Raw genomic sequence first — 15,677 nt, 5'->3', positions numbered from 1 at the left:
AGGAGATTCATATCATGAGAAAAATTATAGTAGGTTCAAGAAGAAGTAAATTAGCGATCACACAGACAAACTGGGTGATCGAGCAATTAAAAAAATCAGGAATGCCTTTTGAATTTGAAGTAAAAGAGATCGTAACAAAAGGTGATATCATTCTTGATGTTACGCTCTCAAAAGTAGGCGGAAAAGGTTTATTCGTAAAAGAGATCGAACAAGCGATGTTAGATAAAGAGATTGATATTGCCGTTCACAGCATGAAGGATATGCCTTCTGAACTTCCTGAGGGGCTTGAAATCGGCTGTACTCCTAAACGTGTTGATCCGAGAGATGCTCTAATATCTGAAAAGTATTCGTCCTTAAGAGAGCTTCCTGCGGGTGCAGTTGTTGGGACAAGCTCACTAAGAAGAGCTGCACAGGTTCTGAACAGACGTCCAGATCTAACGATTAAATCTATTCGAGGTAATATCGATACTCGTCTTAACAAATTAAAGTCCGGTGAGTTTGATGCGATCATCCTAGCAGCTGCAGGACTTGAGAGAATGGGTTGGTCTACAGATGTTGTAACCGAATACTTGGACATTGACCTGTGTCTCCCTGCTGTAGGACAAGGTTCATTAGCTATTGAGTGCAGAAGTGAAGATCTTGAAGTAAAAGAATTATTAGCTACACTGAACGATGCTTATACGTTTGACACAGTTTTAGCAGAACGCTCTTTCCTGAACACGTTAGAAGGCGGCTGCCAAGTTCCAATCGCGGCATTCGCAACGATGGACGACAACCAGGAAGTTTCTTTAACGGGTCTTGTTGCAGATCCTGAAGGAAAGACTGTTTTAAAAGAAATGAAGTCAGGCAAAGACCCGTACCGCGTAGGTGTAGAGTTAGCTGAAGAATTAAAAACATTAGGTGCTACAACCATATTAGATACAGTGAAAAAGGATTTAAATTCATAATGAATACATCTATAGGACCACTAGCAGGTAAGCGAATACTTGTTACACGGCCGAAAGAGCAGGCAGCGCCATTGATCTCACTTATACGAGAGAATGGCGGACTCCCTCTTTCTTTTCCTATTGTCTCTATTAAAGGTGTTAAGAACGATGTGTCGTTGTTAAACAATCTATCGTCTTACCAATGGATCATTTTCACGAGCAAAAATGGAGTAGATTATTTTTTTCAACTGATTTCTGATTATAATCTCACTTTGGGAGATGTTAAGTTTGCCGCCGTTGGTGAGAAAACAGCTGAATCATTAAGAACGAGAGGGATTACATCTATTTTTGTGCCCGAACACTTTCATGCAGAAAGTTTAGTGAAGACGTTAAAAAAACACGTCTTACCTCATGAAAAAATTCTATTTCCAAAAGGGAATCTAGCTCCATCTTTCATTAAAGAAGAGTTGAGAGGTACAGCATTAATAGAGGAGTTAGTTGTTTACAAAACTGAATCAGAAGATCATTTAGATTGGTCGCTCGTGCATCAAGCAGATTGTCTTTTTTTTATGAGTCCTTCTGCCGTAACTTTCATGAGTAGAGGGTTGAACACAGAAGAAGTTCTTAAAAAACCTGTGATCTGTGTTGGTCCAACAACGAAAAAAGCTGCAGAAGAATGCGGATATCATCGTGTGCTAATGCCTAAGCAATTTACCGCAGAAGATATGGTGAACTGTGCCATCTCTTATTTTCAAGGAGGAAGTTAATATGAATTTTCAGCGTCATCGTCGTTTAAGAAAATCAGCATCCATGCGTTCACTAGTGCGTGAAACGCATCTTCATGTTTCAGATTTTATCTATCCATTGTTCTTTGTCGAAGGAGAGAACATAAAAAAAGAAGTCCCTTCTATGCCAGGTGTGTACCATCTATCATTGGATCTTCTTCAAGAAGAGGTAAAAGAAATCGAAAGCCTTGGCATTCAGTCTATTATTGTTTTTGGTGTGCCAGCTGAAAAAGACGATTGCGGAAGTTCAGCTTATGATCATAATGGAATCGTACAAAAAGCTATCTCACAAATTAAAGAAGTTGCTCCATCACTAACTGTCATTGCAGATACTTGTTTATGCCAATTTACAGACCATGGACACTGTGGCGTGATCGAAAATGGTGAAGTGTTGAACGATGAAACGTTGACTTTGCTCGCAAAGACAGCTGTATCGCAGGCAAAAGCTGGAGCAGATATCATCGCACCTTCAAACATGATGGATGGATTTGTTGCAGCGATCAGACAAGGGCTTGACGAAGCTGGATTCTATGATGTTCCGATCATGTCTTATGCAGTAAAATATGCATCATCCTTCTATGGTCCTTTCCGTGATGCAGCGCATAGTACACCACAGTTCGGGGATAGAAAAACGTACCAGATGGATCCGGCTAACCGACTTGAAGCCCTACGAGAGGCAGAATCGGATGTTGCTGAAGGTGCTGATTTCTTAATGGTTAAGCCAGCTCTTTCTTACCTAGATATTCTAAGAGAATTAAAAGACAGATATCCTCTTCCACTAGTAGCATACAACGTGAGTGGAGAGTACTCCATGATCAAAGCGGCTGCAATGAACGGATGGGTAGACGAGAAGAGTATCGTATTAGAAAAATTGATCTCTATGAAACGAGCAGGAGCAGACTTGATTATTACGTATTTTGCCAAAGATGCTGCAAGATGGCTGAATGAAAAATAAGGAAAGAGGTGTTGGTATGAGAAGCTTTGAAAAATCGATTGCTGCTTTTCAAGAAGCGAAAGATGTTATGCCTGGAGGAGTTAACAGTCCTGTACGTGCATTTAAATCTGTAAAGATGGATCCTGTATTTATGGAACGCGGAAAAGGATCTAAGATTTATGACATCGATGGTAATGAATATATCGATTATGTTTTGTCTTGGGGGCCGTTAATTCTTGGACATGCTGACGATCAAGTAGTGGAGGCACTTAAGCGAACTGCTGAACTGGGAACAAGTTTTGGTGCGCCTAATGAAATGGAAACGAAACTTGCAAAGCTTGTAATCGATCGTGTTCCATCGATCGAAGTTGTACGAATGGTTAACTCAGGTACAGAAGCTACGATGAGTGCTCTTCGTTTAGCACGAGGATATACAGGGCGAAGTAAAATCGTTAAATTTGAAGGGTGTTACCACGGACACGGGGACTCCTTATTGATCAAAGCAGGCTCTGGTGTAGCAACACTTGGTCTGCCAGATTCTCCAGGTGTTCCAGAAGGAATCGCACAGAATACAATCACGGTTCCATACAATGATTTAGAGAGCTTACAAGTAGCTTTTGATCAATTTGGAGAAGATATCGCTTGTGTGATTGTAGAACCTGTCGCAGGTAACATGGGTGTAGTTCCACCGCAAAGAGGGTTCTTAGAAGGCATTCGAAAAATGACTGAGCAACATGGTTCTCTATTGATTTTTGACGAAGTAATGACAGGCTTCCGAGTAGATTATGAATGTGCTCAAGGTTATTTTGGAATAACACCTGACCTAACTTGTTTAGGTAAAGTAATAGGTGGTGGCCTGCCTGTTGGCGCATATGGCGGGAAACGAGAAATCATGGAACAGATCGCGCCAAGCGGACCGATCTACCAGGCAGGAACGTTATCAGGAAATCCTCTAGCGATGGCTGCAGGTTATGCTACACTTTCGCAACTTACAAAAGAGAGTTACACATATTTTCAAAAACTTGGAGATCAATTAGCTAACGGAATCTCAGAAGCTGCTGAGCATTACGGAGTGGCACATACGATCAACCGTGCAGGAAGCATGATTGGCTTTTTCTTCACGAATCAAGATGTTATCAATTACGAAACAGCTAAGCAATCCAATTTAGATCACTTTAACGCTTGCTTTAAAACGATGCTTCAAGAAGGGATCTCGATGCCACCTTCACAATTTGAAGGATTATTCTTATCTACTGCTCATACAGAGGAAGATATTAATAAAACAATTGCAGCGTTCAAAAAGGCTTTTTCACAATTAAAATAGTCACATTATTATAGCGTCCGCTTACTCTTAGCGGACGCTATTTTTGTTTTTTAAGGACCTCTATCTAATAAAAATCATATTTCGTCCTGTTCACTCATACACCTATATTGTATAACTATATGCAAACCGAAAGGAGGAGAAGGGCATGAGTCAATCGAAGCTGCGTTTCTCCATTGAGGAGTCTGTTTGGCTAAAGAAGGGACAGGAAGTAGCTGAAGTTTTGTCGATGTCACTAAATCCTGAGATTCAAATCACTGAGGAAGCCGGACAGGTTTATATCAAGGGAGCCCTTATTTTAAATGGCAGATACCAGTCAGAAAAACAAGACCAGAATGAGGGTGTAACAGACCAGAATACGCTCTCTGAGAGCATGTCTTACCGCTCTCTTACTCAGCTGAATGTGGCAGAAGATGGGATGACAGAACTTGTGCACCGTTTTCCAGTCGATATCACCATTCCGTCTTATCGTGTAGAAGATTCAAACGAGGTAAAAGTGGAAGTTGAATCGTTTGAATATGAACTTCCAAACTCAACTTGCTTTGAACTTTCTGCTTCAATTTGTATTTATGGAATTAAAGATGAGAAACAGCGTCAAGAAAGTCCTGCATATGATCTTCCAAAAGAAGCGGTTCGAACAAGTGCAGTAGAAGAAAAATCGTTGCAGAAAGAAGAAAAACAAGATATTTTCACTCCTTTCCAATTTGAAGCACGTCAAAGTGGGGGTGTACCTTCACAGTCTTCACATCTCAATGAATTTGCAGCTAGGTTTGATGAGAAGGAAGCTGATGTTCGTGCTGAAAAGTCAACACCTTTTGAATTTAAGCCGCATTTTGAGGCACAGGATGATCGAACGATGGAAGCTACATTCGATTCTTTAAAAGCTATTGCTTTCTCAATGAACGATACAAGAAATAATGATTCTTCATCTTTAGAAACCGCAGATTCAGATGAAGAGCATTCAGAATTTTATGGAGAAGTAGAAGAGATGGAAGAAAATAATGAAACAGAAGCTTATGATCATGTAGAAGGTGATTATGAGAGCTATGATGCTTCTGATCAAGAAGCTGAAGATTCACAATCAAACTATCCTCAATACGATCAAACTTATCAAGATACGAAAAGACCTTACACCTACAATCCATATCAGCAACACGAAGCTTACCAGCAACAAACTTCATACCAGAATCAAGGTGGATATCAGCAAAAAGAGGAATACCAGCAACAAGAAACATATCAGCAGCAAGAAACATATCAACAACAAGAAACTTATCAGCAACAAGATGCTTATCAACAGCAATCCAACCAATATGGAAATTATCAATATCAGCAAAATGCATCCCGTCCTTCATACGAATATGGAGAGCAATCGTATGAAGCTGAGCAAGAATACGAGAATGTGAATTACAACGAAGCAGAAGAAGATCAAGAAAACTCTTATGAATCCTATGATGCGAGTTATGAAGAATATGAGGCTGAAGCAGAACCGATGCAAATGAATAAGGAGCGTGAGGAACCTAAAGACGAAAATGCTCTATATTTAACAAAGATGCTTTCTGCTAAAGAAGACCGTTTTTCTAAGATGAAAATGTATATTCTTCAACGAGGAGATTCTTTAGAACACATCTGTGAGAGATATGATATCTCATTGAATACACTCATGCGCATGAATCAACTGCAACAAGGTGAGGTGACCGAGGGACAGATCATATATATCCCAGTCAGTTCACGTTAAGTCGAGGTGCTATTATGGAACTGATTAACACCTTAGAAAAAGAATATGAACTTTATGGGATACGGTGGAAAGAAAGACCATATCTGATCATGACCGATTATGGAGAAAAACGAATTCGTTATTGGAGTGAAGAAGATAATCTAAATTGGCACATTAGATGGCGCGATGAGTCCTCGAAAGGCTCTAGCGCCGTGCCAGATCGTATGATTCGTACTAAAAACGGTGAAGCTGCCATAAAATATGGAAACAGGTGGCTTACTGTTCATGATCATACAAAAGAATGGTATGGATGCGAAGACATAGAACGTTGGGGCCAATTCATTGGTACGTTGCTAAATACGGCAATTTCTTCGGATAACCACGATGTTTTCGTGAAACAAACCAGAAAGCCTGTTTTTGATCTGAATCAGTGTATAACACGCGCTCAAAAGTATTTAGAAGCGAACTTCCAATGTATGGTTACAAGTATAAAAGAGAGTAAACAACGATTGGAATTTTCTCATGCTATCAAACATAACGTGAGAAATTATCCATTGCCTGTTCTTGATGGAGAGCTAAGTATAAAGAATGGAAGGAAAATCTTTCACTTCTTATTTTATCAAGGCAGTGAAGCTTTACCCATTAAGGGATATCTGCCACTTCGTAAGTTTTTAGTTGAGTGGCTGGAACAAACTTCACCTTCGTCATTAAAACTTTTGTTAACGGAGGTGAATAAGCATTTTTCTTTGGAACGTGAGCAAGGATTATTACTTTTAGCTGAGGTGGTTACACCTTGGGAACTGTATGATTGTTTAGATCAACTTGATAACAGCTCACTTGAAAGAATGATAGACGGCTTGAAGAAATATGAAGTTTGCTGGGAAAGTAACCGAACATTGGTCAAAACGGTAACTGAATGGTTTGATGAAAAAAGAAGGAAGGTGGCCCTATGACAACGGAAAAAGATACATTAAATTACGGGCCCGTCCTTTTTCATTATGATCTATTTCCCGAGAAGTTGGAGCAGCACGGGAAGGTTAAGAAGGTCATAACGAAAAGGGGTACATTTGCACTGAAAGAAGCAGAGATGACAGAGGACGAAAGAAGCTGGTTTACGCATGTGATTCAGCGTCTCTCTGAGATTGGTTTTCATCAGGTTGTTCCTCTCTATCCAACTAAGTTTGGTGATTATACGGTTCAGTTAGGATCTAGAACGTATTATTTAATGCCATGGTTTGCTTCTGATGAAAGAAATGAGAGAGCGAAAGACGAGGTTCTAATCGATCATTTAGGAAAGATCCATGCTTTAACACTGAAAGAGCAAGACTTTTCGAATGAAGTGGTCGAACATTCGTATCAGTATCTCATGAACAGATGGGAAAATAGGCAATATGAGATGGAGAGATTTACAGAAGAAGCAGAACAGAAAACGTATATGTCTCCCTTCGAACTAACCTATCTCAGTCACTTTCATCAAATTATGAGAATGACAGAAGAAGCAAAAAGAAGATTAAAAGAGTGGTATGAAACGTGTCAAAGAGAAAAACGTTACCGGAGCGTACTTTGTCACGGGAAGGTTTCAAGAAATCACTTAATCTTTAACCCCACTGGGGAAGGTCATCTGCTCAATTTTGAAAAAGCCGTTCTGGATACGCCGATCAGAGATTTAGCGGTATATTTTCGAAGAGCGGCTCATCAAAAAGAATGGACTCCCGAAGAAGGGAACTCGTTATTAGATCTGTATGAAAAACATGTACCTTTGCTAAACGAAGAAAGAGGATTATTAATTAGTTATTTATCTTATCCTGAACCTGTGTTTAATGCAGTGGATCTCTATTGCATGAAACGCAACGATTATTCTCAAATTGAAATGGTGCATAGGCTTGAGAGCAGAATAAGAGCGATGAAGAAAATCCGGGATTTCTGCGATGCGATTATGATGGCTCCACCACCTGCACCAATGGAACCGACAGATTCTATGCCAACAAAAATTCACATAAATGATGACGGAGATCACATATAGCGACTATATGTGATCTTTTTTTGTATTATTAAAGAACATCATAAGCGAAACACACATGGAGGATGACTAAGGTTAAAAGGATGATAAAATCAACAGCAGATGGAAATAGTATCGTCCTTAAAAGCTGAAAGACAATAAGTGGCGCAGTCAATTGTCCAACTGTTTGTTTGAGGGTGACAAACCACCCTGGAAAACGTGTTTTTCGAAAATATTTTCTAGACAAGACAAGCCCTCCATTCGCCCATTTTTTATAATTTATGCAGCAATATGATTAATGTGAAAGACAGGCTGTCACCATAAAAGGGTCAAAAGCATAGAATAACTTTTACAAGTTACGGCAATACTATTGACTAAAAACAGATAAGTTGTATAAAATATATTCAGATTCTATATTGTCGCGTAGACAGGGAATAGTACAACATAACACCTTCTAGAGAGGGGATTCATCTGCTGAAAGAATCCTTAAGGATAGTTAGTTGGAAGTCGCCCTTGAGCATCTTCTCTGAAACTAGAAGTAGGAGAAGACGGTCCATCCGTTATTCATGAGTGTACAGCAAGTTTATTTAGACTTGCCGTAAATAAAGGTGGTACCGCGGAGTCCTTTCGTCCTTTTTGACGAGAGGGCTTTTTTGTTTTTTAGAAATAAAGGAGGAGAATAGAATGACGAACGAACAGAAAGAACTGACGATGCCAACGAAATATGATCCGAAGGCTACAGAAGAAAATCGTTACGATTTTTGGTTAAAAGGCAAATTTTTTGAAGCAAAGAGTGAGGAAGGGAAACAGCCGTATACGATTGTAATCCCACCTCCTAACGTAACAGGAAAATTGCATCTCGGCCATGCATGGGATACAACTCTTCAAGATATCTTAACTCGAACAAAACGTATGCAAGGGTACGATGTTCTATGGCTCCCTGGAATGGACCATGCTGGTATTGCGACACAAGCGAAAGTTGAAGGAAAGCTTCGTGAAGAAGGGATTTCTCGATATGACTTAGGACGTGAGAAATTTCTAGAGAAGTCATGGGAATGGAAAGACGAGTATGCAGAGTTTATACGTAAGCAATGGGCCAAACTAGGACTCGGTCTAGATTATTCTCGTGAACGCTTCACTTTAGATGAGGGATTGTCTGAAGCTGTAAAAGAAGTTTTCGTTACGCTTTATGAAAAAGGCTTGATCTACCGCGGTGAGTATATCATCAACTGGGATCCAAAGACGAAAACTGCTCTTTCTGATATTGAAGTTATCCACCAAGATGTTCAAGGTGCGTTCTATCATATGAAGTATCCACTAGCTGATGGGTCTGGACATATCGAAGTAGCTACAACTCGTCCTGAGACGATGCTTGGTGATACAGCGATCGCTGTACATCCGAAAGATGAGCGTTATCAACATTTAATAGGTAAGAAAGCGATCCTGCCAATCGTTGGACGTGAGATCGAAATCGTTGGAGATGATTATGTTGATATGGAATTTGGTTCAGGCGCTGTAAAAATTACACCTGCGCATGATCCGAATGATTTTGAGATCGGAAACAGACACAACCTTGAACGTATCCTAGTAATGGATGAAGGCGGTCAGATGAACGACAATGCTGGTGCTTACCAAGGACTAGACCGGTTTGAGTGTCGAAAGCAGATCGTTAAAGATCTTCAGGAGCAAGGCGTACTGTTCAAGATCGAAGAGCATATTCATTCTGTTGGTCACTCTGAGCGTAGTGGAGCAGTCGTTGAACCATATCTTTCAACACAGTGGTTTGTTAAGATGCAGCCGTTAGCAGATGAAGCGATCAAGCTTCAAAAAGGTGAAGATAAGATTAACTTTGTTCCTGATCGCTTTGAGAACACGTATATGCGTTGGATAGAAAACATTCGTGACTGGTGTATCTCTCGCCAACTTTGGTGGGGTCACAGAATCCCTGCATGGTTCCACAAAGAAACGGGAGAGATCTATGTTGGTAAGACAGAACCTAAAGATCCCGAGAATTGGGAGCAGGATACAGATGTTCTAGACACGTGGTTCTCATCTGCTCTGTGGCCGTTCTCAACGATGGGTTGGCCTGACGAGGAAGCGGCTGATTACAAGCGTTACTTCCCAGGAAACGTACTAGTAACAGGTTACGATATCATTACGTTTTGGGTTTCAAGAATGGTCTTCCAATCGATCGAGTTTACGGAACAAAAGCCGTTTAATGATGTACTGATTCACGGTCTCGTTCGTGACTCCGAAGGAAGAAAGATGAGTAAATCACTCGGCAATGGTGTTGACCCGATGGATGTTATCGAGAAGTATGGCGCGGATGCATTGCGTTTCTTCTTATCTACAGGAAGTTCACCAGGAAACGACCTTCGTTTTTATTGGGAAAAAGTAGAGTCTACTTGGAACTTTGCTAACAAGATCTGGAACGCATCTCGTTTCGCATTGATGAACATGGATGGTATGCAATACGATGAGATTGATCTAAGTGGAAAAAAATCACTAGCTGATCAATGGATTTTAACGCGATTGAATGAAACGGCAGAAGATATCACACGTTTGATCGATGCATACGAATTTGGAGAAGTGGGACGCCTGCTCTATAACTTTATCTGGGATGACCTATGTGACTGGTATATCGAAATGGCGAAACTTCCACTCTATGGGGAAGACGAGGAAGCGAAGAAAACAACTCGTTCTGTTCTAGCTCACGTGTTAGATCAAACGTTAAGATTGCTTCATCCTTTCATGCCATTTATTACAGAAGAAATCTGGCAGCACTTGCCTCATAAAGGTGAATCGATCACGATTGCTGCTTGGCCAGAAAAGCGTGAAGACCTTCATTTCCCTGAAGCAGCAAAAGAATTTGCGCTAATTACTGAAGTGATCCGTTCAGTTCGTAACATTCGTTCTGAAATGAACGTTGCACCTAGTAAGCCGATCGAACTGCAGATCAAACCAAAAAATAAAGAAATCCTTACAGCTCTTGAATCAAATCGTCACTATTTAGTTCGTTTCTGTAACCCTGGTGAACTCATCATCTCAGATGAAATCTCAGCACCTGAGAAGAGCATGAGCACGATTTTAACAGGTTTAGAAATGTACCTTCCACTTGAAGGGTTGTTAAATATTGATGAAGAAATTAAGAGACTTGAAAAAGAAGCAGAAAAATACGCGAAAGAAGTAGAACGCGTTCAGAAAAAATTAAGCAATGAAGGCTTTATGAAGAAGGCGCCTGAAAAGGTTATAGAAGAAGAGCGTGCAAAAGAAGCGGATTATCAAGAAAAATATGATAACGTATTGGCACGTATTAAAGAACTTCAAAGCTAACACATCATCTATATGAGGCGAATCCTTATTTCAGCAGGGATTCGCCTTCTTTATGGTTAAAGAAAGGCGGAATTAACGTGGATACATATCGAGAAGCATTAGAGTGGATTCATAGCTTATTAAAATTTGGTGTCAAACCAGGACTTAAACGAGTGGAATGGCTTTTAGAACGAACTGGAAATCCTGAAAAAAAGATAAGAAGTATACATATTGCTGGGACGAACGGTAAGGGATCGACTGTAGAGTATATAAGAAGCATCATGAATGAAGCGGGTTATTCGGTAGGTACATTTACATCTCCTTATCTCATTTCCTTCAATGAGAGAGTATCGCTGAACAGAATACCTATTTCAGATGAAAAGCTGCTTCATTATGTAAGAATTGTAAAACCCCTCGTTGAAGAAGTTGCTTTAACGGATCTAGGTAGCCCTACTGAGTTTGAAGTGATTACCGTCATTTCACTGCTTTACTTCGCTGATAAACAACCTGATATCGTTGTATACGAAACAGGACTTGGAGGTCTATACGATTCTACTAACGTGATAACGCCTATTTTAAGCATCATCACCAATATAGGATTTGATCATATGGGCATACTCGGTGAAACGCTCAAAGAGATAGCATTTCAAAAGGCTGGGATCATCAAGCAGGATGTACCCGTAATTACAACAGCCGATCAAACTGAAGCACGTGAAGTCATCCAACTTAAAGCGAAAGAAATGAATGCACAGAACTACTTCCTTGATCGTGATTTTTCTATTGAGCACATTGAGAGTACAAATAGTGGTGAGAGATTTATCTATACAGATACGGAAAATAAAAAAAGTATGGAATTTGACATTTCTATGATGGGAACGCACCAGATCAAGAATGCAGGATTAGCGGTTGCATCTGTTAAGTTCTTAACAAGAGCTCATAGATTCGAAGTTTCGCTCTCTGCGATAACGGATGGACTTCGTAAAGCAAATTGGGCTGGAAGGTTTGAAAAAGTATCACATTCACCCGATATAATAATTGACGGAGCTCATAACGAACAAGGTGTTGCAGCTCTTAAACAAACTCTGAACAATCATTATGGAGAAAAGCGAATCTTTCTTTTGTTTGCGGCTTTAGAGGATAAGGCGTATGCAACAATGTTGCAGGATTTAGTCAGTGTCATTTACGAAGCATGCTTTACGACCTTTGATTTTCCAAGAGCAGCATCTGCAGAACAATTATTGAGAGAAAGTCCCCTGGGAAATTCATATAGCATCTCTTCTTGGAATAAAGCATTACAGCATATAAAAGACCAATTACAGAAAGATGATGTTCTCATTATTACAGGATCGCTATACTTTATTTCAGAAATCAGAAAAACATTTCATAATTTGGAATAACATTTATTGTAATTTTTAGAACTTTTGATAAAATAAAAGATAATGAATTTGTCCTAGTAAAAAAGATGTGTATTTTAAACGTTCATTATATGAAAGGGGGATAAGATAATGGCGTCTCGAATGGCAAATCGAAACAAACGTATGCTTCTTACAGCAGTATGGATTTTTCTATTTCCACTCGCGATTTGGACGGCTGTTCAGATGACGAGTAATCAGCCTGATATCAATGTAATCGATCTTGGTATCATAAGTTTTTTGGCGATCGTTGTATCTTGTTTCCCGATCAAAGTAATGGATACGAACATTTCCTTCATGTCAGGTATCAATCTAGCTGTATTCTTATATTACGGATTAACAGTTGCCTTATATGTAACACTCTTAGCATTAATTGCGATGTTCATCTCATTGAAAGTTCATGTTATAAAAGAATATTACAGATATATGGCGAACACCCTCATGTTTTCATGGTTAATCATCTGTGAAAGCACTGTCTTTCATCTCTTAGGAGGTGAAGTTGGACCGTTTGCAGTAGACGAATCTATTAATTTGATCCCTGTAGTGGCTTATGTATTAACGGGGTTAGTCTTAAATCACGTTGGTCTTTACTTCATCGTAAAAGTACTATACGAAGAAGATGTTGCTTTTTTTGAGCGTGATGCAGTTTGGGACTTCGTATCTGAAGTTCTAGCTATTCCTGTAGGTCTCATGCTATATGTTCTATACTCTCAACTGGGGCGGCCAGGAATCTTCTATGTCGGTCTACCATTTCTTTCATTATCTATCATTATTAACCTCTATCATGTTAGTCAACAGATTAACGATGCTCTTCAAAAAGCGAGTGAGATCGGTCAGCAGCTTTCTGAACATTTAAAGGTGAACCATATACTAGATGTTTTTATAGAAAGGCTAATTGGTTTTATGAATGTTGATTTTGCTTTCATTTATGATGCTGATGCAGGTGAACATCTAAAAATCATTCGACAATATGAAAGTGAAGAAGGAATTCTCACCACAGTTCCTATAAAAAAACATGAAGCGATCAGTGGAAGAGTTTGGTCGACAGGTAAGAGTATTCGTTATAGCAAATTGAAGCCATGGAGACAGATATCAGACGTTTTCTTTCAAGGAAAAGCACATTCTGTACTCTCCGTTCCGATGATTAGAAATCAAAAGATCGTAGGTATTATCACTTTTGCTTCAAAAGAAAAGCACGCTTTTCAAAAGCATCACTTGATCATCCTTGAGATCTTAGCAAACTATTTAGCAGTAGCGATCGATAATGCAAGAAACTACGAATCCACAAAGTTAAAAAGTGAACAATGCCCTTTAACAGGTTTATATAACTACCGTTATTTTGAGAGCATTCTAACCGAAATGTACCAAAACTATGAATATTTTAGAAAACAGTTCTCGATCATCTTATTGGATATCGATCACTTCAAAAAAGTAAATGATACATATGGTCACCAAAGCGGGAATGAAGTATTGATTCTCTTGGCTAGAAGGCTAGAAGAATTTATTGGTGATCGAGGAACGGTCGCAAGATATGGTGGGGAAGAATTTATTATCTTGCTGCCTGAATCAGGGGACAGAGCAGGTATCCAAGTAGCTGAACAACTGCGTTCTGTTATTTCAGATCAAGGATTTGATATATATAATGACCTCACCGATCAATGCAGACATACCATCTACATAACAGCTAGCATCGGTGTTGCAACCGCTCCTCATCAAGGAGAAGATGCACTCACATTAGTACGAAACGCAGATCGCGCCATGTATACAGGCGCAAAACAACAAGGAAGAAATAAAGTTGCCGCTTATATCGGATAAAGAATCTAGGGAGTATTCTCCCTAGATTTTTTTATGTTCCTACCTTTTTCTTGTTCTATTAAAACGAAAAAAGCATATGTTTTAGTAGATGATAGAGAGGAGCGGATGATATGAAACAAGAGATATCCATCTTAATCAATGGTAAAGAAACGAACTATAGTGAAGATCAAACACCTGTTAACGAACAACCCGTTCATAATGATGAGGTTGCTGCTGCCATCGAGGAAGTGAACAGAGGAGGATATACGATCCTGACAACTTCTCTCAAGAAACGTGAAAACTTTTTCAAAAGAAAGAACGGACATGTGCTAAACAAGAGGACAAGCTTCCTTGTTCCGAACAGTGGGAAAGGCTTTCCTAAGCAAATTGTTGCAGCAATAATGGGGGCTATCGTGACGGGAACCATATTAGGGATATTAGTCTTAACGGTATTCTCTTCAGATATCACGGAAGCTGGAGATAAAGTGACAGAAGCTTCAACGGTTCATACAGAAAAAGCAGCTGATACTGGCAAATCTGTAACGATAAGGCCGATAAAATTAAATTTCTCGGCACTGCAAGCGGGTGTCTTCTCATCAAAGGATCGAGCTGAAGGAGTTGTGAAATCAATAGAAGAAAAAGGGTTTTCAGCAGTTATTTTTAAATCGGAAGAGAAGTATTCTGTAATTGTGGGCATTGGTAATGAGAAGCATCAATTGGATAAATTTAATGATGCTTACCAAAAAGAAATGGATAAGCCGCTTTTTAAATCGCTCTCGTTTTCTTTTGATCAATTGAAAACACCAACAAAGTTAGATGAAACCTATTTTACGAATGGTCAGATTCTACTTCAAAATACACTCACCCTTTCTCAGATGCCAGAAGCAAGTGGATCAGGTCTTGATCGGACACTTAGTGATTTTAACAAGTGGAAAGAATATGGAAAAGGGCAAAAAGGCAAGTGGAGTGAAAGTACAACGAAAGCAGCATCAGAATTTGAAAAGCAGCTTGAAGGAGCTTTTCTAGCGTTAAAGGATTCAAAAAAGGGAGAACTGAACTGGGCGTTTCAGCAAAAAGCAATGGATAGCCTGCAGTCATATACGAAGCTGCTTGCAACATTAAACTAAAAGGGCTGTCTACGTAAACTTTGTTGCTTTTGGGAGTAGTTAATTTCCGTTCCAGTTGCTCGCTTTCCGTGGCGCAGGCGGTGAGCCACATTCGTACGTTTCACTCTTAAGTGTCTCACCTGTCAAAGGAGACAATGCTTAGAAAGCAACAATCTTTTAAAAAAGAAGAAACTAAAGAAAATTAGGGTATGGCTCGATTTTTGAGTCGTACTTTTTTAGTGTTCAACAAGATTGGGTGTGAAAGAAATAAGTGTAAAATAAAATGTGTTGATTGATAGCTTTTAAGAATTTTGTCGGAATTCGTCAATGAATTTAATCATTTGCCCACATAAAATCCGGTAAAGAACCGAAAA

11 protein-coding genes and 1 other annotated feature are annotated in these 15,677 nt (G+C 39.4%); all 11 genes read left to right on the top strand.

Translation table 11 applies throughout. The features are described from left to right. Window positions 1-14 precede the first annotated feature (14 nt). Window positions 15-947, top strand: a complete 933-nt coding sequence (gene hemC / locus H9648_RS00440) for a hydroxymethylbilane synthase (RefSeq protein WP_191751855.1) — start codon at window positions 15-17, stop codon at window positions 945-947. Continuing rightward, the gene (locus tag H9648_RS00435; RefSeq protein WP_191751854.1) at window positions 947-1,693 is read left to right on the top strand and encodes a uroporphyrinogen-III synthase; all 747 of its coding nucleotides are present in this window, start codon (window positions 947-949) and stop codon (window positions 1,691-1,693) included. Before hemC ends, H9648_RS00435 begins: the two co-directional genes overlap by 1 nt. A gap of 1 nt (window position 1,694) precedes the next feature. Next, the gene (gene hemB, locus H9648_RS00430; RefSeq protein ID WP_144698781.1) at window positions 1,695-2,666 is read left to right on the top strand and encodes a porphobilinogen synthase; all 972 of its coding nucleotides are present in this window, start codon (window positions 1,695-1,697) and stop codon (window positions 2,664-2,666) included. A gap of 16 nt (window positions 2,667-2,682) precedes the next feature. Further along, window positions 2,683-3,969, top strand: a complete 1,287-nt coding sequence (gene hemL, locus H9648_RS00425; RefSeq protein WP_191751853.1) for a glutamate-1-semialdehyde 2,1-aminomutase — start codon at window positions 2,683-2,685, stop codon at window positions 3,967-3,969. 145 nt (window positions 3,970-4,114) lie between these two features. Next, window positions 4,115-5,701, top strand: a complete 1,587-nt coding sequence (locus H9648_RS00420; protein WP_191751852.1) for a LysM peptidoglycan-binding domain-containing protein — start codon at window positions 4,115-4,117, stop codon at window positions 5,699-5,701. A 14-nt stretch (window positions 5,702-5,715) separates the two neighbouring features. Beyond that, window positions 5,716-6,633 (top strand): hypothetical protein, encoded by a 918-nt coding sequence (locus H9648_RS00415; protein WP_191751851.1) that lies wholly within the window; start codon window positions 5,716-5,718, stop codon window positions 6,631-6,633. Continuing rightward, window positions 6,630-7,703: a spore coat protein YsxE gene (gene ysxE, locus H9648_RS00410; RefSeq protein ID WP_191751850.1), complete on the top strand. Its 1,074-nt coding sequence runs from the start codon at window positions 6,630-6,632 to the stop codon at window positions 7,701-7,703. The genes H9648_RS00415 and ysxE overlap by 4 nt, the downstream gene beginning before the upstream one ends. 391 nt (window positions 7,704-8,094) lie before the next feature. Then, window positions 8,095-8,317, top strand: a binding site (T-box leader). Between the two features lie 46 nt (window positions 8,318-8,363). Continuing rightward, the gene (locus H9648_RS00405) at window positions 8,364-11,012 is read left to right on the top strand and encodes a valine--tRNA ligase (protein ID WP_191751849.1); all 2,649 of its coding nucleotides are present in this window, start codon (window positions 8,364-8,366) and stop codon (window positions 11,010-11,012) included. A 77-nt stretch (window positions 11,013-11,089) separates the two neighbouring features. After that, window positions 11,090-12,388 (top strand): bifunctional folylpolyglutamate synthase/dihydrofolate synthase, encoded by a 1,299-nt coding sequence (locus H9648_RS00400; protein WP_318243466.1) that lies wholly within the window; start codon window positions 11,090-11,092, stop codon window positions 12,386-12,388. Between the two features lie 108 nt (window positions 12,389-12,496). Then, window positions 12,497-14,218 carry a GGDEF domain-containing protein gene (locus H9648_RS00395; RefSeq protein WP_191751848.1) on the top strand — a complete coding sequence of 574 codons (1,722 nt, stop codon included), beginning with the start codon at window positions 12,497-12,499 and terminating at the stop codon, window positions 14,216-14,218. A gap of 110 nt (window positions 14,219-14,328) precedes the next feature. Beyond that, window positions 14,329-15,324 carry an SPOR domain-containing protein gene (locus tag H9648_RS00390; protein ID WP_191751847.1) on the top strand — a complete coding sequence of 332 codons (996 nt, stop codon included), beginning with the start codon at window positions 14,329-14,331 and terminating at the stop codon, window positions 15,322-15,324. The last annotated feature ends 353 nt before the right edge of the window (window positions 15,325-15,677 follow it).

The sequence above is a fragment of the Fictibacillus norfolkensis genome (assembly GCF_014836645.1).
Taxonomy (GTDB): Bacteria; Bacillota; Bacilli; order Bacillales; family Fictibacillaceae; genus Fictibacillus; species Fictibacillus norfolkensis.
This window is presented reverse-complemented; position numbering and strand designations above follow the sequence as displayed.